The following is a 22,000-nucleotide window of genomic DNA, read 5'->3' as shown; positions in this document are numbered from 1 at the left end:
AATAATAATTTATATTCTATTTAGTGAATTAAATAGTAAACCGAATAATTCAACATTTATAGAAATTAATGAGAATTAAGTTTAGCTTTAACTGAATTATATATCAATACTGATACCATTATCAATATTGATAATGGTACAAAGAGAGAATAATCTGTTAATAATATATTAAAACAGATTATTCTTTAAGAAAACGGTTTACTTATGAACTTAATTGAGGGTTTAATTAAAAGATAAAGAAGAATTTTTATCTACTATATTCCAAATTGTGTTACCTCTAGATAAGTAAATTGGAGTGCCATCTTCAGTTTTTAATGTGGTTTTACTATTAGAATCTTCTTTTTCCCAATGAATTTTTTCCATTCTTCCATTAGAGAAAACATAGCCCTCTCCAGTACCTGTTAAATCAATATCTAAATGAGTATTATCAGATTGAAGTGACATATCAGTTATTTGAACCACTATATTTTTAAATTTAAGAGGCGAGTTGGTATTTTTATCTATGGCAAGCTCTCCATCCATATACTTTTCATAAAAGCCATCTACATATTTATAAGAGGTTTTGTAATAGTCACTTAGATTAAGTTTTATTTCAGATATATAGTTAGAAGAATTTAATAGAGAATTATCTTTAAAACTTAATGTATTGTTTTTAGAATACTCATATCCATTATCAGAAATGAACTTTCTTATATTTTTAGCTGAAGTATAAAGATTATGAGGTGCTTTTCTTGTGTTATCTCTCCAAAAAGCACTTCCATTTTTTATTTCGTTTATACTATTTAAGGATTTGTCACTAGATATTGTAGCTAGAGCTTCTGCACTTCCACCACAATGTGCAAAAGGTAGGTCGTGTTCCTTAGAAATATCTAAAAAATAAGGACGTACACTTCTTACAGGCCCAATAACCTCAGGAGAATTTTCATAAAATACAGCTAAGAATCTAGGAATTCCTGCCTCGGCCATGGTTTCATAAACTATATCTGCTTCTGAAAGTCCACTTTGAGGACGAGCTGCTCTAGAATTTTCAATTATACACATAAAAGGAATATTATCTATTGAATCTGATTCTAATATGTTTCCTGTGTATGGGCTAAGGGTTTCTAAAGATAACTCTTCCATATCAAAGTCATAGGGATTTTCTTCATTCATTGTTAAATCTATTGGCTTTAGTTCTTTTAAGGTATCTATTTTTTCTGATGTTTTTAAAGGCATAATTAAATTTCCCAATATGAATCCAACTAATAAACTTAATATTAATTGAAAAGCAATTAATGCTATTTTCTTCATTTAAACTCCTCCTATGAATTACTTTTCATATATTTATTATGTTACATTATATGGAATATTATTCATCTTATGGAGAAGATAAGAATAAGTTTTTGCCAATGTCAACTAAAGAAAAATTGAATATAGGCTAAGAAAAAGAAGGAAAGAGGGAGATAATAAGTCTTTTTTTTAGTATAAGGATTTTTTAAAATTAGCATAACTATTAATAGTAGAGTATAATGATTCGAGTACAAGATATAGTGGAGTGGAGGAATTGAAAATGCTACATGTTGTGAAAAGGGACGGTAGAGAATCTAGGTTTAATGCGGATAAAATAGCAAATGCAATAAAGAGAGCAGCCAATGAAGTTGGTATTGCAATAAGGGAAAGCCAAGTTTTAGATACTATACAAAAGGTAATTAATTATATTGAAATGTCAGGTAAGACAGATGTCACTGTTGAAGAAATTCAAGTTTTAGTAGAAAAGGCTTTAATGGATAATGGTTTTAACCAAGTAGCAACAGCATATAAGGCATATAGAACTGAAAGAACTAAAGTTAGAGAAATAAAATCAGACTTAATGAAAGCTATAAGTAAGATAGGAGTAGAGACTGATAGAGATAATGCCAATGTAGGAAATAACTTCTCATCAAAGCTTTTAAGAATAGCTTCAGAATCTAACAAATGGTATAACTTAGCTACAATGCCTAAAGAATTAGCAAAAGCTCATGAAAATGGAGATGTGTATTATCATGACTTAGATAGTTACAATTTAACTACTAACTGCTTACACATACCAACTGGTGAGTTATTACAAAGTGGATTTAACACTGGATACGGAACTATTAAGGCACCAAGAAGAATAGAGACAGCAGCGGAATTATCATGTATTTTATTACAATCAACTCAAAATGATATGTTTGGAGGACAATCACATCCAGACTTTGATAATGATATGAGTGTTTTTGTAGAACCTACAAGACAAGAGATAAGAGAAGAGTACATAGGATTAGGCTTAGAAGGAGCTAAGTTAGATGAACTAGTAGAGAAAAAATTAAGAGAAAGAGTGCATCAAGCAATGCAAGGAGTTGTTTATAATTTAAACACTATGCATTCAAGAGCAGGATCTCAAGTTCCTTTTAGTTCATTAAACTTAGGAATTCCATACAATGAAGATGCTGCTTTAGTTTGTGAAATATTCTTATTAGAATACGAAAAAGGATTAGGAAGAGGAGAACAACCAATATTCCCTAACATAATCTTTAGAGTAAAAGAAGGTGTAAATAGAGAAGTAGAGGATCCATATTTCTATTTATATGAATTAGCTTGCAGAGTAGCAGCTAAGAGAATGAATCCAACCTTCATGAATATCGATGCGGACTTTAATAAGGAATACTATGATAAGGGATATATGCCAGCAACTATGGGATGTAGAACTTATCTTATGAAAAATGTTAATGGTGAACCAGGATGTAAGGGAAGAGGAAATATAGCTCCTACAACTATAAACCTTCCTAGACTTGGAATATTAGCTAAAAAAGATATTAATAAATTCTTTGAGTTATTAGATGATAGATTAAGAATAGCTAAAGAATCTTTAATGCACAGATATGGAGTTCTTAAAAACTTAAAAGTTAAGGATTTACCTTTTGTTGCAGGTCAAGGATTAATGAAAGGTGCTGAAAACTTAGGTCCAGATGATTCAATAGAACCAATTTTAAAACAAGGTACTTGGGGAATTGGATTTATAGGAATTGCAGAAACTTTAATAGCCTTAACTGGAAAGCATCATGGTGAAGATGAAACTTCAAGAGAATTAGGAATAAAAATAGTTGAGAGAATAAGAGAATATTGTGATAGATTAACTGAGGAAACTAGATTAAACTGGAGCTGTTATGCTACTCCAGCAGAAGGATTATCAGGTAAATTTATAAAGCAAGATAAAAAAGCCTTTGGAATAATTAAAGGAGTAACAGATAAGGATTACTATACAAATAGTTACCATGTTCCTGTTTACTGTCCAATATCAATAAAAAATAAGATAGATATTGAAGCACCATATCATAAATTATGTAATGGTGGACATATCAGTTATATAGAAGTTGATGATTGTCCAAATGCAGAAACTATAATGAAAATAGTTAACTATGCTTACAAAGAAACTAATATAAGTTATATGGGGATTAACTTCCATATAAGATATTGTAAAAATTGTGGAACATATCTTCATAACAATGAGTGCAAATGTACTAAATGTGGATGCCAAGATATTCAAGGAATATCAAGGGTTACTGGATACTTAAGTCTTGATGAAAGATTTGGTCCAGGAAAATATGAAGAGAGAGAAGATAGACGTTCTCACTTAGAAGGAAATAAAAAAGCTTATCACTGTGTTTAATATTTTCAATGAAATTATTTATATAAGTTTATAGAAAAATCTATGCAATGTATTTTATATATTATCTTAATTAGATAAAAATTTAATACATGTGCATAGATTTTTATTTTACTTTAAAAATCATTTCAAGTTTTGTTAATAATTTATTGTTGACTATAAATTTTTATATGGTAAAATAAATAAAAAATAAATTTTGCTTCGTATAACTCTAATGATATGGATTAGAGGTTTCTACCAAGAACCGAGAATTCTTGATTACGAAGAAAGCCTATTTGCTTTCTTCGTAATCAAGAATTTTTTTTTAAACCTTTTTTAGGATATATAAATTCTTTATTCAATACTAGAAATTTTAGTTTTAATATAAATATTTAATTCGGGGAGGAAATATAAATGAACTTATTAAATTTACCAAAGATAGAATTACATTGTCATCTAGATGGATCCTTAAGAGTGGAGACTGCTATTGAATTAGCTAAAAAAGAAGGAGTTAAGCTAGATAGCTATGAATATGATAAGGTAAAAGAATTACTAGTTATTCCTAAAGAATGCAATTCATTAGAAGATTATTTAAATAGATTTGCTCTTCCAGTAAAACTGTTACAAAGAGCTGAGAACTTAGAAAGAGTTGCCTTTGAACTTATGGAAGATGCAAGCAAGGAAAATGTGAAGTACATAGAAATAAGATTTGCTCCATTATTGCATTTAGAAAAAGGGATGACTCAAAAAGAAGTAATAGAGAGTGTAATAAAGGGAATAAGAAAAGCTGAAGAGCTTTATGACATAAAAGGTAATTTAATATTATCTTGTTTAAGACATCATTCTATAGATAGTGTATATGAGGTAATTGAAGAGGGGAAAAACTTCATAGGAAAAGGTGTTGTTGCCATAGACTTAGCTGGTGGTGAATTAGAAAACTTTGTGAAACCTTATGAAGAAGTGATGAAATTAGCACGAAAGGCTGGTTTTAGGGTTACAATACATGCTGGTGAAACTGGATATGGTAAAAATGTTAGAGATGCCATAGAGCTTCTAGGTGCAGAAAGAATAGGGCATGGCTTATTTATATTTAATGATGAAGAGGCTTATAATTTAGTAAAAGAAAAAGGAGTAACATTAGAAATGTGCCCTAAGAGTAATATAGACACAAAGGGTGTGAATAAATATGAGGAGCATCCTATTTATAAATATCATAAAGATAATATAAAAGTTAATTTAAGTACAGATAACAGAACAGTTTCTAATATAAATCTTACTGAAGAATTTGAAAATGTACATAAGACATTTAATATAGATTTTGAAGATTATAAAAAGATTTATTTAAATAGTGTGGAAGCTTCATTCTGTTCAGAAGAGTTAAAGGAAAAATTAAAATTATCCATAATTATATAAATTTAAAATAATCCACAGGCAAATTAAGTTCTATTTGCCTGTGGATTATTTTTTAATTCAACAACTGTGGATATTTTTCAAAAAATTATTCTGTGGATAAATTTTTGAACGTATTATTGTTAGTAATTTGGTGTACTTTCACTAAAAACTTTAGTGAGATGTATATTATACAATAAAATCTTAGTGAAATTCTAGTAAAAATCTGATAAATTTAAAATTTTTGAACCTAAATATTTTAAAGAAGTGTAAATAAGAGAAAGATTATATTGACTAAGAGGTAGATTTATTAGACAATTAATAGGATTTAAAAGTAGATGGGCGGCTAAAGACTACCCATTTGCTTTTATTTTTTTGTATTTTTTTAAAAGGGGGATTAAATTTCATGAAAGGTTTTAAGAACAAGGAATTTTTACCTACTATGATAATGATGGCTGTTCCTATAACAATTCAGAGTTTCATTACATCGTCATTAAATCTAGTAGATAATTTAATGGTAGGAAAGCTAGGAGAAGAGTCAATAGCCTCAGTTGGGTTAGCTAACCAATATATATTTATTTTTACCTTATGTATTCTTGGGATAAATGCTGGAGCTAGTGTTTTCATGTCTCAGTTTTGGGGTAAAAAAGATTTGAAAAATATTAAAAAAGTTTTGGGACTAGATATATCTATTGGACTTATAGTTTCAACTCTTTTTGCCTTAGGCTCTGGATTTTTTTCTTATGAAATTATGGAGATTCTTTCTAATGATTTAAATGTTATAGAATTAGGAGCTAAATATCTACAGATTGTTTCTGTAAGTTGTATATTTACTAATTTTACTCAAGCTTATTCTTCAGCTTTAAGAAGTACAGAGCAACCTAGTGTTCCTATGTATGCAAGTATAGTTGGAGTCTTGATAAATGCATTTTTAAACTGGGTATTTATATTTGGAAATTTAGGATTTGAGCCTATGGGAGTTAATGGTGCAGCTTTAGCAACCACTATTGCAAGATTAGTAGAGATGATATTTATAGTTTCCTTTGTTTATTTTAGAAAGAATAAGGTGGCATCAAGATTAAATGAGCTTATATCCTTTGATTTAAATTTTGTAAAAATATACTTTAGAACATCTTGGTCAGTTATAGTAAATGAAATAGTATGGTCTTTAGGTATGACTGCATATTCAATAGCCTATGCTAGAATAGGAACAAACGCTGTTGCTAGCATGCAGATTGCTACCACATTAAATAATATGTTTATGGTATTACTAATAGGTTTAGCTACAGCTTCTTCTATAATGATAGGGAATAAAATTGGCTCTAATGAGGAAGAAATAGCAAGAGAATACGCTAAGGATATAGCTGTAATAGCTGTTTTAGTAGGATTTATTTTAGGAATTTTAATATGGATAACAGCACCATTAGCATTAAAGCCTTTTAATGTAAGTGAAGGAACTTATTTAGATACAGTTAAAGTTTTAAGAATAATAGGATTGTTCTTTACAATAAGAGCTTTTAATATGGTTATGATTGTTGGTGTATTTAGAGGTGGTGGAGATACTACTTACTCTATGTTAGTACAATGTGGAACAATATGGCTTTATGCTGTACCAATGGCTTTCCTTGGAGCTACAGTATTTTCTTTACCTGTATATGGAGTATATTTCTTAATTTGTACAGAGGAATTCTTAAAGATAATCTTCGAAGCAGTAAGATTAAAATCGGGAAAATGGATAAAGAATGTTATAAGTGATATTGAAGAAGATGAATCTGATAATAATTTAATTACAGTATAAATAAAAAAGGTTATATTAATAGTTTCAAAATAAGATTCTATTAATATAACCTTTTATTTATACTATTATTTCTTTTAATGGTAAGCAGGTTTTACTAGACATGATTTTAAGAAATTTATTACTATCTAAAAGATTTTTCTCTAAGTCATTATTTTTAGAACTTAGGTTTCCCAGCCTATTACATAGTGATAATAAGGCAACATCATGAATATCTGCCGTGTTTATTAAATCTATTATGCTATAGGAGACTCTATTAATAATAAATATAGGTGCAGAATGATGCTTTACTAGAGATATAATTTTTTCGTTTAAGTAAGTATCATCACTATATTCTCTAAGGAATCTTCTTGTTATTTCTCCTCCAATTCTATCATGGATTGGGTTTAGAGTTCTTATTTTTCCAATATCATGGAATAAGGCTGCCCACATAAAAGCTTTTGAGTTATTAGATAAATCTTTGTATTTTGAAGCTAGGTCTACTACATTTAATGTATGGGTCCAAGGATTGGATTGGTGGATTTGATTTTCCTTATTAAGTTGGTTGAAAATATTAAAAGAAGAATTTTTAAATGATTCTTCCTCTTTAATTTTATTTAAGAATATGGATGGTTTAACATCCTCTAATAAGTGCTTTTCTATTTCTAAAAATAAGTTTTGATTAGTCATTTTGTACCCCCTAATTAATACTTATTTTAATGATTAACAATAGTTAGTATTTTTAAACAGATAATTTTAAAAAAAGGAACATATAAATAATATAGGAGGTAATTTTCTATGAGTAATACTATTAGATTATCAGGAATAGCCTATGAGAGCTTAGTAAATGGTCCTGGAATAAGAAGAGTTTTCTTTTCACAAGGATGTAAACATAATTGTATAGGTTGTTTCAATCCAGATACTCATGATTTTAATGGTGGAGAAGAAAGAGACATAGATGAATTAATAAAGGATTTAGCTGATAATCCATTTATAGATGGAGTAACATTTAGTGGTGGAGATCCACTAGAACAAGCTAATAAATTTATATATATTGCTAAAGCTGCAAGAGAATTAGGATTAAATATTTGGAGTTATACAGGTTATAAATTTGAATATCTATTAGAACATGCTAATGAATTTAATAAGTGGAAAGAATACTTAGAAAACATTGATGTTTTAGTTGATGGAAAATTTGATATAAATAAAAAAGAAGATGGATTAAAATTTAGAGGTTCTTCAAATCAAAGAATAATAAATGTTAAAGAAAGTCTAAAAGAAGGAAAAGTAATTGAACTAGAATTTTAAGATTAAAATTTTAATAAATTTCAATTGTAATATGTTCATAATAGTTTATTTAAAAAAGCTATGGTAAAATTATTTATATAAATTTTGGGAAAGTGGAGATTAAATGCTTAAGGGGAGTAGAAAGCGCATATGTTGGAATTTGTTTTAAACAAAAATGAATTTGTAAAATGTAGAAAAGAGTTTATAAGCAGAGAAATTTTCTTTTGGACTTTGTTTGAAATCATAGGGGCTGTATTTGTATTTATAATGACCATGGTTTTTATTAAAGCCAGCAAAGATTTAAACAATAGTTTTTATTTTGTTACATTATTAGCATGGTTTATTTTTTCTATAGTATGTAATATTAAAAATAAAAAAATAATAGAGCGTGATATAGAAGAGAAGGTTAGATTCTTAGAAAATAAAAATATGTTTGGTAACTGTAAAGTAGAGATTTTAGGAAATGGAATAAGAATTGAATATAATGAAGGAGCAGTAGAGAGAATATATCCTTGGAAAATTATAAGAGAGGTATTTTCTTTTAAGGAGAATATATATTTATTTATATCTTCAATTGATTATGTTTCAATTCCAAAAGGAGCTTTCAAAAACAAAGAAGAGCGTATTTCTTTTTTAAACAAGATAAGTAGTGATAGAAATAATGTTAGAGAACGTATATTATCTATTATTGGATTAGCATAAGCTTAACTTTTTAGTTAAGCTTTTTTTCTTATATTGATTTGGTAATCTAGGTTACATATTTTTTTATAAATTAGGTATATATTAAAGATAGATTATTAAAGGTAAGTGTGATATATTAATTATAAAAATTTAAAGAGGTGGAAAATAAATGTATAATTTTTTAGTGAAAAAATCAAAGTGTACAGAGACAGATGCATTATTAATCCCATATTTTGAAGAAAAAACGAATATACCTAATGAAGAAATAAACAATAAGATAAATATACTTAAGAAAAAAGAACAATTTAAAGGCTCTTATGGAGAAATATTTAATATAACTAGAACAACTGAGGATAATATACAAGATATTATATTATTAGGTCTTGGAAAAGAGACAGAGATAACTAAAGAAAAAATTAGAAGAGCTTTTGGTAAAGCTGTAAATGAGATTAAGAGATTAAAAAGTAAAAGTGTATTTTTAAGGTTTGATTCAGTAGAGGCTATTGGATTAGAAAATACATTAAAAGCAATGGTTGAAGGATTAGCCTTAGGATCATATTCATTTAATAAATATAAGAGTGATAAAAAAGAAGAGATTGAAGTTACAGTTCATATTGGTGGACACAATATAAAGGAAGAAGAGGTAGAGCTTTGCGAGAAAGCTATTGATGAGGCTATTATTCTTTCAGAGACTACTTGTTTAGCAAGAGATTTAGTAAATGAACCTGCTAATAATATGTATCCAGAAACTTTAGCTAAAGAGGTTAAAAACATAGGTTCTAAATATGGATTTGAAGTTGAAGTATTTAATGAAAATCAAATAGAAGAATTAAAAATGGAATCTTTCTTATCAGTAGGAAAAGGATCAGATAATTTACCTAGACTTATAGTTATGAGATACTTTGGAGATAAGGATAATATGGATCAAAGGTTAGCCTTAGTAGGAAAGGGACTAACATATGATTCAGGTGGATATTCTTTAAAAACTAATGCTGGAATGGTAACAATGAAGGCTGATATGGGTGGAGCTGCTTCTGTAATAGGAGCAATAAGTGCCATAGCTAAAAGAAATTTAAAAATAAATGTAATAGCCGTGGTAGCTGCTTGTGAAAACTTAATATCAGGTCATGCTTATAAGCCAGGGGATATTATAGGTTCAATGGCAGGAAAGACTATAGAAATATTAAATACAGATGCTGAAGGAAGACTTACTTTAATAGATGCTGTAACTTATGCTATAGAAAAAGAAAAGGCTAGTGAGATAATCGATGTGGCTACATTAACTGGGGCTGCTGTAGTTTCCTTAGGAGAGGATGTTACAGCCGTAATAACTAATAAGGATGAATTCTATGGAGAGCTAAGAGAAGCTTCTTATGAGACTGGAGAAAAGGTATGGCAAATGCCTAGCTTTGAAGATTACGGTAAGCTTATAAAATCTAACATAGCAGATTTAAAAAATATAGGTGGAAAGTATGCAGGAACAATAACTGCAGGATTATTTATTGGAGAATTTGTTCAAAATAAACCTTGGTTACACTTAGATATAGCTGGCCCAGCATTCTCAGAGAAAAAAGGAGATTATTGTCCAGCTGGAGGAACAGGTGCAGGAGTTAGAACTTTATATGAATTAGCTAATAGAAGATGTAAATAAGATAAAAAGTAAGAATTAAGATTATAACCTTTATTAATTTTAAAAGCTAATAGTTAATAAATAAAAAATATGTGTATCAAAATAACTTTTTATAAAACTTACAAACAGTATGAAGAGAATATCTAGATAAGCTTTAGAATTTAAATTATTACGGAGAAGATATTACGTTAAAAAACTGAGACTGTTCGAAGCGTAGCAAGTTTCGAAGTTTTAGTAATATCTTCGGAGTAATAATTATAAATTCTTAGCGAAATCTAGTAATTCTCAGAATATGTTTGTAAGTTTTATTTGTTATATTTTGATACAGACCATTTTAGAATTCTGCAGTACCAGTAGTTCTTGGGAATGGTATTACGTCTCTTATGTTAGCCATTCCAGTAATATACATGATTAATCTTTCAAAACCTAGACCAAATCCAGAGTGAACAGTTTCACCGTATTTTCTAAGTTCTAAATACCACCAGTAATCTTCTTCATTTAAGTTTAATTCAGCCATTCTAGCTTTTAAGACATCAAGTCTTTCTTCTCTTTGGCTACCACCTATGATTTCTCCTATTCCAGGAACTAAGCAGTCCATAGCAGCAACTGTTTTTCCGTCTTCATTTAATCTCATGTAGAATGCTTTAATATCCTTTGGATAATCAGTTACAAATACAGGTTTTTTGAATATTTGCTCTGTTAAATATCTTTCATGTTCAGTTTGAAGATCTATTCCCCACTCAACAGGATATTCGAATTCTTTACCTGATTCTTGAAGTAATTTAACAGCTTCAGTATAAGTAACTTTTCCGAATTCTGAGTTTACAACATGGTTTAATCTCTCTAATAAGCCTTTGTCAACAAATTGGTTGAAGAAAGCTATTTCCTCTGGACATTCATCCATAACGTATTTTATAACATATTTTAACATGTTTTCAGCAACTTCCATGTCATCTATTAAATCAGCAAAAGCCATTTCAGGTTCTATCATCCAGAACTCAGCAGCATGTTTTACTGTGTTTGAGTTTTCAGCTCTAAATGTAGGACCAAATGTATAGATATTTCTAAATGCTAAAGCAAAACATTCAGCGTTTAATTGTCCTGAAACTGTAAGGTTAGTTTCTTTTCCGAAGAAGTCTTGTGAGAAGTCAATTCCACCTTCCTCTGCTATAGGAGGAGCCATCATGTCTAAAGTTGTTACTCTAAACATTTCTCCAGCACCTTCACAGTCTGAACCAGTTAATATTGGAGTATGAGTGTAAACAAATCCTTGATCTTGGAAGAATTTATGGATAGCGTAAGCTGCAACACTTCTTACTCTGAATGTAGCTGAGAAAGCATTACTTCTTGGTCTTAAGTGAGCTATTGTTCTTAAGTACTCAAAAGTATGTCTTTTCTTTTGTAGAGGATAATCTGAATCTGACATTCCTTCTACTATTATTTCTTCTGCTTGAATTTCAAATGGTTGTTTTGAATCTGGAGTCTCAACTAAAGTTCCTATAACTGATATTGATGAACTTATAGGTAATTTAGAAATTTCTTTGTAGTTTGATATCTTAGCGCTATCAAAAACTACTTGAACGTTTTTAAAGAATGAACCATCGTTAACTTCTATAAATCCAAAAGCATTTGATGCTCTTAAAGTTCTTATCCAACCTGAGATTTTTACTTTCTTATCACTATATTCACTAGTGTTTCTGTAAAGACTTTTTACTAAAACTACATCTTTCATTATTATTTCCTCTCTTTCCTAATTAAGTTTTATTCCAAATAAAAAAGCCCTTCATCCACATAATTAATGGGACGAATGGCATTATTCGCGGTACCACCCAAATTGCTATAAAATAGCCGGCTTTATGAACACAAAAATGTTCTTCAAGTATAACGGCCTGAAACCGTCTAAGTCTACTCTCCTAAAAAGGATTTCGGTTAGAAACTCAGAGATGTTCTTCAAAATAGGATACACTGCAGAACTCACACCATAATCTGCTCGCTGAGAGTTACTTCCTAAGTTTACTCTTCTCTTCATAGTAAATAAAATCGTATTTAGTTCGATTAATAATGATTTTACAATAAAACATTAACATTTGCAATATTAACCACATAGAAATATATAGATATAGTGTGTAATATAGGAGTTTTTATGTACAATTTTTTTGAAGAAAAGTTTGAGCAAATAAATAAATTGAAACATTTAATGACTTTATCTAAAGGAAATAATCAAGCTAAAACATATAAAGAACAAATAGAAGATATTTTTAAAGAATTTCAAAGGGACTATATAAGAGAAGAGAGTAATACTATGCTTATTCTGACAAAGGAGGAATTAGCAAATTTTAATGGGGAAAATGGAAATCCAGCCTATATTTCTATAGATGGTATTATATATGATATTTCAAATATAGAATTGTTTAAACAAAGTCCTTATAACAGTTTAAAACTTGGAAGTGATGTAACAGAGGCCTTTGATGAATTAAATGATGGAGATGAATCTATATTAAGAGATATTCCTATGGTAGGGCTTTTAGCAGAACCTGAGGAAGCTGAAATTATGAATGGAGTGGAAGAGTATTACCCACAACAAAGACTAAAAATAATGAGTTCAGAAGAACTTAAAAAATATAATGGAGAGAATGGAAGTTTAGCATATGTAGCTATTGAAGGAATAGTTTATGATATAACCAATTTATCAGTTTTGGAGCTATTTAATGGGACAAAATTAAGATTAGGCTCTGATATTACTGAAGAATTTAAAACTTATTACAGAGGGGATAAGGAGCTTTTAAAGGATGCTAAAGAAGTAGCAATATTACATGATTTCAATGAAAGTCAAAGGGGAAAACATATTGAACGCAATCTTAAGGAGTTAACTTTAAAGGAATTATCAAAATATGATGGAAAAAATGGGAACCCTGCTTATATAGCAGTTAATGGCATAATATACGATGTTACAAATGAAGCTGTTTTTAAAAAAAGTCCACATAATTCAGTGAATTTAGGAGTTGATATTAATAAAGAATTTAATGGATGTCATAATGCAGATGAAGGCGTATTATCTAAGCTTCCTATAGTTGGAACTGTTATGTTAAAAAAAGAGCCTTTAGTGAAGGATACGGGTTCTAAGGAATTTAATATAAATGAACTTAGTAATTATAATGGAAAGAATGGAAAGCCACCTTATATAGCAGTATTTGGGACAGTATATGATTTAACTGATGTAGATAAATGGCAAGAAAAAAACATAAAAGTAGGATGTGATTTAACTGGAGAATATAAAGAGGTTTATGGGAATGATAAATCTCATTTAAAAAATTTAAAAGTTGCAGGGGTCTTAACTTGTAGTTTAAATGATTATTAAAAAAATAAAAGCTAGATTCACTTATGAACTACTTATTATAAAATTTAAAGAGAGAATTCTATAAAGTTTTTACACAAAAAAATTAAAATTCTCATCTATTGAAGTATAGTAGTTTAAGTTTAATCTAGCTTTTTATTTATTCTTTACCAAATTCATAAGAGTATATTAACTTTTGAGGGAAGTTTTTTAATTCCATATCTTTCATAGTTCTTCTAAATTCATAAGGAACAGTTTTCATTTCTACCTTTAATTTAAATTCATTTGAAAAATCTAATATAACGTAAGTAGCATGAGGTTTACCGTTTTTAGGTTTACCAACACTACCATCATTTATAATAACCTTATTACCTATTTTTTTAGCATATGGAATATGAGTATGAGCACAAACTAACACATCTTCCTTAAGCTCATCCATTATCTCATCTAATTCAGAATAATCTTCACTTAAATATTCATTTATTTTTCTTGGACTACCATGGACAAATTTTATTGATTTTCCACAAACATTCATTGAAAGATCATCAGGTAAGTTATCTAAATAGTATCTATTAGATGTTCTTAGTTCTTCTACAGTCCAAGGAAGAGAAAATGAGTTTATATCTGTGTCTCTAATGTATGTATAATCATTATCCACAACAGAAGCATCATAGTTTCCTTTTAAACATAAAATATTTCTTCTTTTTATAAGAGCTATTACTTCATTAGGATGAGGTCCATAACCAACTAAGTCTCCTAAACATATTATAGAATCAATATTTTGGTTATCTATATCTTCTAAAACTTCTCTTAAGGCATATAAGTTTCCATGTATATCTGATATTACTGCTATTCTCAATTTAAAGACCTCCTATTTGTTAAAAAATTTTACTATAAATATTATATAACAATTTAGTGGACAAAATAAAAAAATAAATATTACAAATAAATGTATATTATTAGATAATTTGAAATTATGATATAATTTATTTAATGAATTTTAACTATTAGAGAGGAGCGATCAAGGTGAAAGAAGGAAGAGTAAAAAGAATTTTAGAAGCTATGAAGGCAAATGATATACCTCAAATGTTAGTTTCTTCACCTGCATCAATATTTTATTTAACAGGTAAGTGGATATCACCTGGAGAAAGAATGATAACACTTTACTTAAATACAAAGGGTGAACAAAAGTTTATAGTAAATGAATTATTCCCAATAAATGAGGACTTAGGTGTTGATATTTTATGGTACAACGATACTATGAATCCAATAGACATCTTAGATAAGACAATAGATCATGAAGAAGTATTAGGAATAGATAAGGATTGGAAGGCACATTTCTTAATTCAATTATTAGATAGAAATTCAGCAAAGAAATTTGTTAATGGATCTCCTATAGTTGATAGAGTTAGAATGAGAAAAGATGATGAAGAAATAGCTTTAATGAAAGAAGCTTCAAGAATAAATGATATTGTAGTAGAAAAAGCAATAAAGAGTTTAAAAGAGGGCATGACTGAAAAAGAAGTAGTAGAAGTTTTAGGAAAAGGTTATGCTGAATATGGGTGTCAAGGATATTCTTTTGAACCAATCGTTGCTTTTGCAGCTAATGCAGCAGATCCACATGCAGAGTCAGGAGAACAAAAATTAGAAAAAGGTATGGGAGTTCTAATAGATACTGGATGTAGAAAAGATTATTACTGTTCAGATATGACTAGATGTGTATTCTTTGGTGAGCCAACAGAACATCAAAAAGAAATATTTAATACAGTTTTAGAAGCTAATAAAAAAGCTATAGATATGATTAAACCAGGAGTTAGATTCTGTGATATAGATAAAGCTGCTAGAGATGTTATAGAAAATAAAGGTTATGGCAAGTATTTCACTCATAGAACAGGTCATTCAATAGGAATAGAAACTCATGATTTTGGTGATGTTGGATCAACTAATACTGATGAAGTTAAACCAGGTATGATTTTCTCAGTAGAACCAGGAATATATCTTCAAGGAGATATGGGAGTAAGAATAGAGGATTTAGTCTTAGTAACTGAAGATGGTTGTGAAAGATTAAATCACTTAAACAAAGAATTAGTTATTATAAAATAATAGTTTAAATAAAAAGAACATTCTTCAATTGAAGAATGTTCTTTTATTTTTAAGTAATTTAAATTTTTCTAATTATTAAGCACTAAATAAGATACCTGCTATAGTAGCTGTCATACAAGTAGCTAATACACCACCTAAAAGTGCTTTGAATCCTAACTTAGCTATAGTTGGTTTCTTTTCTGGAGCTAATCCACCGATACCACCTAATTGTATAGCAACTGAACTTAAGTTAGCGAATCCACAAAGAGCATAAGTTAATATCATTATAGTCTTAGGTTCTAAAGTTCCGCTTGCTATGTAGTTTGATAATTGTGAGTAAGCTAAGAATTCATTAACTGCTAATTTAATTCCTAGTAAGTCTCCAGCTGCGAAAACGTCTTTAGTTGGAACTCCCATTATAAATGCTAATGGAGAGAATAATCTACCAAGAATCCAGTTTAAGCTTAACCAAGGTGCACCAAATATTCCACCAATTGCTCCAAATAAAGCATTGATCATAGCTATAAGAGCAACGAATGCAAGAAGCATAGCACCAACGTTTAAAGCTAATCCTAAACCTTCTGAAGCACCGTTTGCAGCAGCTTCAATAACATTTTCACTTTCAACTTTAAGTTCTAAAGTTGCGCCACCTTTAGTTTCAGGAACTTCAGTTTCAGGAACTAATATTTTAGCTAATATTAATCCAGCAGGGGCTGCCATGATTGATGCTGCTAATAAGTTACCAGCGTTAACACCCATAGCTACATAACCAGCCATAACACCACCGGCAACAGTAGCCATACCACCTATCATGATTGCACATATTTCTGATCTAGTCATGTTCTTTATGTATGGTTTAACTAGTAGAGGAGCCTCTGTTTGACCTAAAAAGATATTACCAACTGCACTGAAAGTTTCAGCACCACTTGTTCCTAATACTTTAGCAACACCCTTAGCAATAACTTTAACTACTACTTGAACTATACCTAAATGATAAAGTACACTCATTAATGATGAGAAGAAGATAATAGTTGGTAATACTTGTAGAGCAAATATTACACCGAATTTGTCTGTATCAAGTAATGATCCAAATAAGAATGAACTACCTTCTTTAGTAAAATCTAATAACTTAGTTATTCCGCTACTAATCCATTCAAATACTGCTCTACCGGCAGGAACTTTTAGGATTAATAAAGCGAAAATAATTTGTAATAAAAGACCTGTTCCAACCAATCTCCAGTTGATCTTCTTTCTGTTTTCAGAAAAAAGAACAGCTATACCAATAATACAAATAAGACCGATTACACCAATAAACCTATCCACATTTATTCTCCTTTTCTTATGTTTTTATACTAGTTTTATATTTAACAAAAGTTAAGAAATATATTAATTTAACTTTTTATTAAATCTCTTTTATAATGTTAGTCATTAATTCTATGAATGTCTTTCTAACTTTAGCTGAAGTTTCCATAACTTCTTCATGGTTAAGTGGTTGTTCTAAGATACCAGCAGCCATGTTAGTCATGCATGATACACCTATAACTTTCATTCCACTGTGGTTAGCTATTATAACTTCAGGAACTGTTGACATACCAACTGCATCTGCTCCTAATATTCTAGCCATTCTTACTTCTGCAGGAGTTTCGTAAGTTGGGCCACTAAACATAGCATATACACCTTCTCTTACTTCTATTCCTAAATTTTTAGCTATATCTTTAACTTGAGCTCTTAAATCTTTATCATATGCATTTGACATATCAGGGAATCTAGTACCGAATTCATTTAAGTTTTTACCTATTAAAGGATTTGATCCTGATAAATTTAAGTGGTCTGATATTATCATTAAATCTCCAGGAGTATAATCTTTGTTAACTGCTCCAGCAGCGTTAGTAACTACTAAAGTTTCAACTCCTAATAATCTCATTACTCTTACTGGGCAAGTAACTTCTTGCATTGAGTAACCTTCGTAGTAGTGGAATCTTCCTTGCATTGCAACAACTTCTTTACCTTGGAATTTTCCTATAACTAATCTTCCAGCATGACCTTCAACTGTAGATACAGGGAAGTTTGGAATTTCGTTGTATGGGAAATATTCAGCATCTTCTATTTGATCAGCTATAGCTCCTAACCCTGATCCTAATATTAATCCTATTGTTGGGTTATATTTACTTTTACCTTTTATGTACTCAGCAGCTGCTTTAATTTTGTTTGATAAATCCATAACTCTACACCTCTTCAATGAAATTTTATTTTAGTAATGATTTTAATTGTGGAATATTTCTAGTATGTGGTAACGCTTACTTTAAAATGTATAAAATTCTAAATTAAACTTGAAATTATTTTATTAACTTTTCTGAACCTTTCAAAACAAGTTCAGGAGTTATTATTATACTATTTAATTCTTTTTTAGAGTCATTATTTAAAGATTCTATTAGTAAATTCATACCAATCTCTCCAAGTTCTCTAGTTGGACCATTTATGTGACTAAGATTTATACCTAGTGTATCTAATATAGGTATATTATCAAAGGAAATTAATGAAATATCTTTTGATAACTCAAGGTTTGCTTCTCTTAAAGCTTTTAAGCAACCTAAAGTCATAAGATTATTACATACAAAAATGGCTGAAGGTCTATTTTTCATAGCTAAGATTTTCTTAGTACATTCATATCCACTTTCTTCTTCATAATTTCCATAAAAAATTAAGTCATTATTTATAGGAATATTATTCATTAATAATGCTTTTTCATATCCTAATAATCTGTCCTGAGCTGGTTTAGATGTCATGCGACCAGTAATTATTGCTATATCCCTATGATTAGCTTTAATTAAAGCTTCGATAGCATCATAAGAACCTTTAATGTTGTCCACAAAAACGCCGTTAAAATTATGATATTTAAGACTTCCATCAACTAATATGACTGGTATGCCTAAATTTGTAATAGCTTTTAAGTACTCGCTATTTAAATCATTTTCAACAGAGGTTGGACAAATTATAATTCCCCTAATTCTTTGTTCTTTTAATGTTTTAATAGCCTTTATTTCCCTATCGATACTCTCGTTAGAGTCACAAAGAATCAAATTAAGATTATGCACTTCTGCAACATCACTTATTCCTTTTATTATTGATCCAAAGAATGGATTTGTAATATCAGGAACTATAACTCCAATAGTATTAGTAATACTTTTTGAAAGACTTCTAGCAATAGCACTAGGAGTATAGTTATATTTATTTATAACTTTCATAACCTTTTCACGAGTTTCATCTTTAACATATCCAGAATTATTTATAACCCTAGAAACTGTAGCTAAAGAAACTCCCGCTTCTTTTGCGATATTATTTATTGTTACAGACATTTCATTCACCCCCTTGTACATTATTATAGATTAACTAGGAAAATAATTAAACAAATATTTCCCAATAAATAAATTCAATTAAAATTTGTGTGTTATCGCTTACACACAAATGTACAAAGAGAGAATCACTACATGTAAATGATAACATTATTTTTATAAGAATGCAAATAAAAAAAGACTATTTTTTTAATAAAATAGTCTTTAAATTAATTTAGTTTAAAAAAAGTTCACCAACTTTAACTACATCACCAGCTCCAACTGTTAAAAGTAAGTCACCTTTTGATAAGTTAGCATTTACATATTCTAATGCTTCTTCATGAGAGTGTACATTTGTACATTTAACTCCATGAGATCTTATAGCATCTCCTAATTGATCTGAATTTATTTCACCTAAATCTTTTTCTCTAGCTGCATATATATCCATTAAAACAAGCTCATCACAATCATCAAAACATTTAACAAAATCATTGAATAGAGTTTTTGTTCTTGTGTAAGTATGTGGTTGGAATACACAAACTATTTTATTGTGATTCATTTTTTTAGCTGTGCTTAGAGTAGCTTTTATTTCAACAGGGTGGTGAGCGTAATCATCAATAACAGTTATATCATTTTTAGTACCCTTATATTCGAATCTTTTATGAGCTCCTCCAAAAGATGAAAGTCCTGATACTATTGCATCAGCGTTTATATTGAATATTTCTGCTAAACATACAGCTGATAATGAGTTTGATACATTATGCATACCAGGTACATTTAAAGAAAGAGAAAGAAGTTTTTCTTCATTTCTAAATACATCAAAAGTAGCACAACCTTTTTCATTAAACTCTATATTTCTAGCTTGTATATCCCCATTATTAATTCCATAAGTTAATACATTGCATTTAGCTACTTCAAGAACTTCCATAACTTTTTCATCATCAGCATTTCCTATGATATATCCATCATTAGGTATAAGTCTAACGAATTGTTTAAATGTATCTTTTATGTGGTTTATGTCCTTATAAAAATCTAGATGGTCTGCATCTATGTTTAATATTATTCCAACATAAGGGAAGAATCTTAAGAAACTTTGTTTATATTCACAAGCTTCTGTTATAAAGTATTCACTGTTTCCAACTCTAAAGTTTCCATGAATAATATCTAAATCTCCACCAACTAATATTGTAGGGTCTAGATCTGCACTAAGGGCAACATGAGAAATCATTGAAGTAGTAGTAGTTTTTCCGTGAGTTCCAGCGACAGCAACATTGAACTTATGACCTTTCATAATTTGTCCTAAAAATTCAGCCCTGTCCATTAAAATAAGATTATCCTCTTTAGCCTTAATTATTTCAGGGTTATCGCTAGGTATTGCTGCAGTATATACAACTACATCAACATCTTGTAAATTATCTTTACTGTGACCTATGTATATTTTTGCACCTTCTTCTTTTAATCTATTAGTAATTTCTGATTCTTTTGAATCAGATCCTGAAACTTTGTAACCAGCGTTAAGTAATACAGCAGCTAAGCCACTCATACTAACTCCACCAATTCCTATGAAATGAACTTTTTTATTAATATCTTTTAATAAATCGAAAGACAAGATATCAACTCCTTTACTTATATACACTAATAATTATATACACTTTTTTGGAAAAGCACACAAAAAAATTCTTTTTAAAATCATTTTATGAAAATTTATTTAGTTTAGTGCTAAAAATAACTGACAAATATTTATATAGTTATTATAGAATAACTTAATAATTATCAAGAAAAAAGTCTTAAAATTCGCAATGAGTGATACATAACCGGTTAACAGTATTAACAAAGTTTGTTATAATTATTTTAAATGCAGAATAAGAAGAAAAATATTTATAAAAATATATGTGTTTTATAAAGAATAAAATATGAATTATAAGTGGAAAATATATACTGGGAAATTTATATAGGTCAGGTGATTAATATGGAGAAGTTAAGTAGAAATAGTAGAGTATCGATTATAACAAAAGTTCTTATAGAAAATCCTAATAAAATAATAGGATTAAATAAGTTTTCAGATCTTTTAAATGCAGCTAAATCAACTATAAGTGAAGATATAGTTATTGTTAGAGAAGTGTTATCTAAGTTTTCTATGGGAAAAGTTGAGACAATAGCTGGTGCTGCTGGTGGAATAAGATATATTCCAGAAGTAGGAGAAATAGAAAAAAGAAAGTTTTTAGAAGAATTATGTGATATTGCAAGTGAAAGCAATAGAGTTGTTCCAGGTAATTTTTTATATGTTACTGATATAATGTTTAATCCAAGTATAATAAGTAAAGCTTCTATTATATTAGCATCTTATTTTCAAGATATGGATATAGACTATGTGATAACTGTGGAAACTAAGGGAGTTCCATTAGCTTACGAAGTAGCTAAATGCTTAGGAGTACAATTAATAACAGCAAGAAGAGATAGTAAAGTAACAGAAGGATCTACAGTTTCAATAAACTATGTTTCAGGAACATCAGGCAAAATACAACAAATGTGTTTATCTAGAAAATCATTAAAGCAAGGAAGCAAATGCATATTTATAGATGATTTTATGAGAGGCGGCGGAACTGCTAAAGGTTTAGTTGATTTATTAAAAGAATTCGATTCTGAGCTTATGGGAATTGGAGTATTAATAGACAATAAATTATCAACAAACAAAATAACAAAAGATTATGTATCTTTAATTGATATTGTTGAGATAAATGAGGATGGAGTGAAAATGGTACCATCTATGTAATTTCTACAGTTGTTGTGTTAAAGAATAATTTACAAAAAATATGAAAAAAAGAAGGATTTCTATATTTTTCATAGA

17 protein-coding genes, 1 riboswitch and 1 other annotated feature are annotated in these 22,000 nt (G+C 29.1%); of the genes, 9 read left to right on the top strand and 8 right to left on the bottom strand.

Features of this window, described 5'->3' with window-relative positions:
• Nucleotides 1-222: 222 nt before the first annotated feature.
• Nucleotides 223-1,290, bottom strand: a complete 1,068-nt coding sequence (locus tag CPF_RS13845) for a DUF3048 domain-containing protein (RefSeq protein WP_011591151.1) — start codon at nucleotides 1,288-1,290, stop codon at nucleotides 223-225.
• Nucleotides 1,291-1,549: 259 nt separating this feature from the next.
• On the opposite strand from CPF_RS13845, the gene CPF_RS13840 reads away from it, so the two are divergent.
• The 3 genes from CPF_RS13840 to CPF_RS13830 all read left to right on the top strand — a co-directional run bounded on the left by CPF_RS13840 (nucleotide 1,550) and on the right by CPF_RS13830 (nucleotide 6,830).
• The gene (locus tag CPF_RS13840; RefSeq protein WP_003482449.1) at nucleotides 1,550-3,667 is read left to right on the top strand and encodes an anaerobic ribonucleoside triphosphate reductase; all 2,118 of its coding nucleotides are present in this window, start codon (nucleotides 1,550-1,552) and stop codon (nucleotides 3,665-3,667) included.
• 178 nt (nucleotides 3,668-3,845) lie between these two features.
• Nucleotides 3,846-3,945, top strand: a riboswitch (purine riboswitch).
• Nucleotides 3,946-4,057: 112 nt separating this feature from the next.
• The gene (gene add / locus CPF_RS13835; protein WP_011591150.1) at nucleotides 4,058-5,056 is read left to right on the top strand and encodes an adenosine deaminase; all 999 of its coding nucleotides are present in this window, start codon (nucleotides 4,058-4,060) and stop codon (nucleotides 5,054-5,056) included.
• Nucleotides 5,057-5,438: 382 nt separating this feature from the next.
• Nucleotides 5,439-6,830: an MATE family efflux transporter gene (locus tag CPF_RS13830; RefSeq protein WP_011591149.1), complete on the top strand. Its 1,392-nt coding sequence runs from the start codon at nucleotides 5,439-5,441 to the stop codon at nucleotides 6,828-6,830.
• Between the two features lie 57 nt (nucleotides 6,831-6,887).
• Here the strand turns inward: CPF_RS13830 and CPF_RS13825 are convergent, their stop codons facing one another.
• Nucleotides 6,888-7,496 carry an HD domain-containing protein gene (locus CPF_RS13825; protein WP_003456742.1) on the bottom strand — a complete coding sequence of 203 codons (609 nt, stop codon included), beginning with the start codon at nucleotides 7,494-7,496 and terminating at the stop codon, nucleotides 6,888-6,890.
• Between the two features lie 108 nt (nucleotides 7,497-7,604).
• On the opposite strand from CPF_RS13825, the gene nrdG reads away from it, so the two are divergent.
• From nrdG to CPF_RS13810, 3 genes are all read left to right on the top strand, one after another.
• Nucleotides 7,605-8,114: an anaerobic ribonucleoside-triphosphate reductase activating protein gene (gene nrdG / locus CPF_RS13820; RefSeq protein ID WP_003450666.1), complete on the top strand. Its 510-nt coding sequence runs from the start codon at nucleotides 7,605-7,607 to the stop codon at nucleotides 8,112-8,114.
• A 129-nt stretch (nucleotides 8,115-8,243) separates the two neighbouring features.
• On the top strand, nucleotides 8,244-8,795 hold the full coding sequence (locus tag CPF_RS13815; protein WP_003456686.1) for a YcxB family protein: 552 nt from the start codon (nucleotides 8,244-8,246) through the stop codon (nucleotides 8,793-8,795).
• A 148-nt stretch (nucleotides 8,796-8,943) separates the two neighbouring features.
• Nucleotides 8,944-10,425, top strand: coding sequence for a leucyl aminopeptidase (locus CPF_RS13810; RefSeq protein WP_003456695.1), 1,482 nt, complete (start codon nucleotides 8,944-8,946; stop codon nucleotides 10,423-10,425).
• 313 nt (nucleotides 10,426-10,738) lie between these two features.
• Here the strand turns inward: CPF_RS13810 and asnS are convergent, their stop codons facing one another.
• Nucleotides 10,739-12,136, bottom strand: a complete 1,398-nt coding sequence (gene asnS / locus CPF_RS13805; protein WP_003450738.1) for an asparagine--tRNA ligase — start codon at nucleotides 12,134-12,136, stop codon at nucleotides 10,739-10,741.
• A 64-nt stretch (nucleotides 12,137-12,200) separates the two neighbouring features.
• Nucleotides 12,201-12,442: a binding site (T-box leader), on the bottom strand.
• 105 nt (nucleotides 12,443-12,547) lie between these two features.
• On the opposite strand from asnS, the gene CPF_RS13800 reads away from it, so the two are divergent.
• Nucleotides 12,548-13,762: a cytochrome b5 domain-containing protein gene (locus CPF_RS13800; RefSeq protein WP_011591148.1), complete on the top strand. Its 1,215-nt coding sequence runs from the start codon at nucleotides 12,548-12,550 to the stop codon at nucleotides 13,760-13,762.
• Between the two features lie 136 nt (nucleotides 13,763-13,898).
• On the opposite strand, the gene CPF_RS13795 is transcribed toward CPF_RS13800, so the two are convergent.
• Complete coding sequence (locus tag CPF_RS13795) at nucleotides 13,899-14,597, bottom strand: metallophosphoesterase family protein (protein ID WP_003456816.1); 699 nt, start codon at nucleotides 14,595-14,597, stop codon at nucleotides 13,899-13,901.
• 167 nt (nucleotides 14,598-14,764) lie between these two features.
• Between CPF_RS13795 and CPF_RS13790 the strand changes: the two genes are divergently transcribed.
• Nucleotides 14,765-15,841 carry a M24 family metallopeptidase gene (locus CPF_RS13790; protein WP_003456773.1) on the top strand — a complete coding sequence of 359 codons (1,077 nt, stop codon included), beginning with the start codon at nucleotides 14,765-14,767 and terminating at the stop codon, nucleotides 15,839-15,841.
• Between the two features lie 75 nt (nucleotides 15,842-15,916).
• Here the strand turns inward: CPF_RS13790 and CPF_RS13785 are convergent, their stop codons facing one another.
• The 4 genes from CPF_RS13785 to murC all read right to left on the bottom strand — a co-directional run bounded on the left by CPF_RS13785 (nucleotide 15,917) and on the right by murC (nucleotide 20,761).
• Nucleotides 15,917-17,143: a NupC/NupG family nucleoside CNT transporter gene (locus tag CPF_RS13785; RefSeq protein ID WP_003456809.1), complete on the bottom strand. Its 1,227-nt coding sequence runs from the start codon at nucleotides 17,141-17,143 to the stop codon at nucleotides 15,917-15,919.
• A 79-nt stretch (nucleotides 17,144-17,222) separates the two neighbouring features.
• Nucleotides 17,223-18,041: a purine-nucleoside phosphorylase gene (locus tag CPF_RS13780; RefSeq protein ID WP_003456857.1), complete on the bottom strand. Its 819-nt coding sequence runs from the start codon at nucleotides 18,039-18,041 to the stop codon at nucleotides 17,223-17,225.
• Between the two features lie 115 nt (nucleotides 18,042-18,156).
• On the bottom strand, nucleotides 18,157-19,176 hold the full coding sequence (locus CPF_RS13775; protein WP_003450734.1) for a LacI family DNA-binding transcriptional regulator: 1,020 nt from the start codon (nucleotides 19,174-19,176) through the stop codon (nucleotides 18,157-18,159).
• Between the two features lie 211 nt (nucleotides 19,177-19,387).
• Nucleotides 19,388-20,761: a UDP-N-acetylmuramate--L-alanine ligase gene (gene murC / locus CPF_RS13770; RefSeq protein ID WP_003463013.1), complete on the bottom strand. Its 1,374-nt coding sequence runs from the start codon at nucleotides 20,759-20,761 to the stop codon at nucleotides 19,388-19,390.
• 360 nt (nucleotides 20,762-21,121) lie between these two features.
• On the opposite strand from murC, the gene purR reads away from it, so the two are divergent.
• Nucleotides 21,122-21,925, top strand: coding sequence for a pur operon repressor (purR, locus tag CPF_RS13765; protein WP_003456678.1), 804 nt, complete (start codon nucleotides 21,122-21,124; stop codon nucleotides 21,923-21,925).
• Nucleotides 21,926-22,000: the final 75 nt, after the last annotated feature.

The organism is Clostridium perfringens ATCC 13124 (assembly GCF_000013285.1).
In the GTDB taxonomy this organism is placed as follows: Bacteria; Bacillota; Clostridia; order Clostridiales; family Clostridiaceae; genus Sarcina; species Sarcina perfringens.
Note: the sequence above shows the minus strand (reverse complement) of the source record. Positions and strands in the feature narration are given on the sequence as shown.

Excerpts from the sequence above, each read along its gene's own strand:
- CPF_RS13845 (WP_011591151.1), bottom strand. The coding sequence starts at position 1,290 with ATGAAGAAAATAGCATTAATTGCTTTTCAATTAATATTAAGTTTATTA.
- CPF_RS13840 (WP_003482449.1), top strand. The coding sequence starts at position 1,550 with ATGCTACATGTTGTGAAAAGGGACGGTAGAGAATCTAGGTTTAATGCG.
- add (WP_011591150.1), top strand. The coding sequence starts at position 4,058 with ATGAACTTATTAAATTTACCAAAGATAGAATTACATTGTCATCTAGAT.
- CPF_RS13830 (WP_011591149.1), top strand. The coding sequence starts at position 5,439 with ATGAAAGGTTTTAAGAACAAGGAATTTTTACCTACTATGATAATGATG.
- CPF_RS13825 (WP_003456742.1), bottom strand. The coding sequence starts at position 7,496 with ATGACTAATCAAAACTTATTTTTAGAAATAGAAAAGCACTTATTAGAG.
- nrdG (WP_003450666.1), top strand. The coding sequence starts at position 7,605 with ATGAGTAATACTATTAGATTATCAGGAATAGCCTATGAGAGCTTAGTA.
- CPF_RS13815 (WP_003456686.1), top strand. The coding sequence starts at position 8,244 with ATGTTGGAATTTGTTTTAAACAAAAATGAATTTGTAAAATGTAGAAAA.
- CPF_RS13810 (WP_003456695.1), top strand. The coding sequence starts at position 8,944 with ATGTATAATTTTTTAGTGAAAAAATCAAAGTGTACAGAGACAGATGCA.
- asnS (WP_003450738.1), bottom strand. The coding sequence starts at position 12,136 with ATGAAAGATGTAGTTTTAGTAAAAAGTCTTTACAGAAACACTAGTGAA.
- CPF_RS13800 (WP_011591148.1), top strand. The coding sequence starts at position 12,548 with ATGTACAATTTTTTTGAAGAAAAGTTTGAGCAAATAAATAAATTGAAA.
- CPF_RS13780 (WP_003456857.1), bottom strand. The coding sequence starts at position 18,041 with ATGGATTTATCAAACAAAATTAAAGCAGCTGCTGAGTACATAAAAGGT.
- CPF_RS13775 (WP_003450734.1), bottom strand. The coding sequence starts at position 19,176 with ATGTCTGTAACAATAAATAATATCGCAAAAGAAGCGGGAGTTTCTTTA.
- purR (WP_003456678.1), top strand. The coding sequence starts at position 21,122 with ATGGAGAAGTTAAGTAGAAATAGTAGAGTATCGATTATAACAAAAGTT.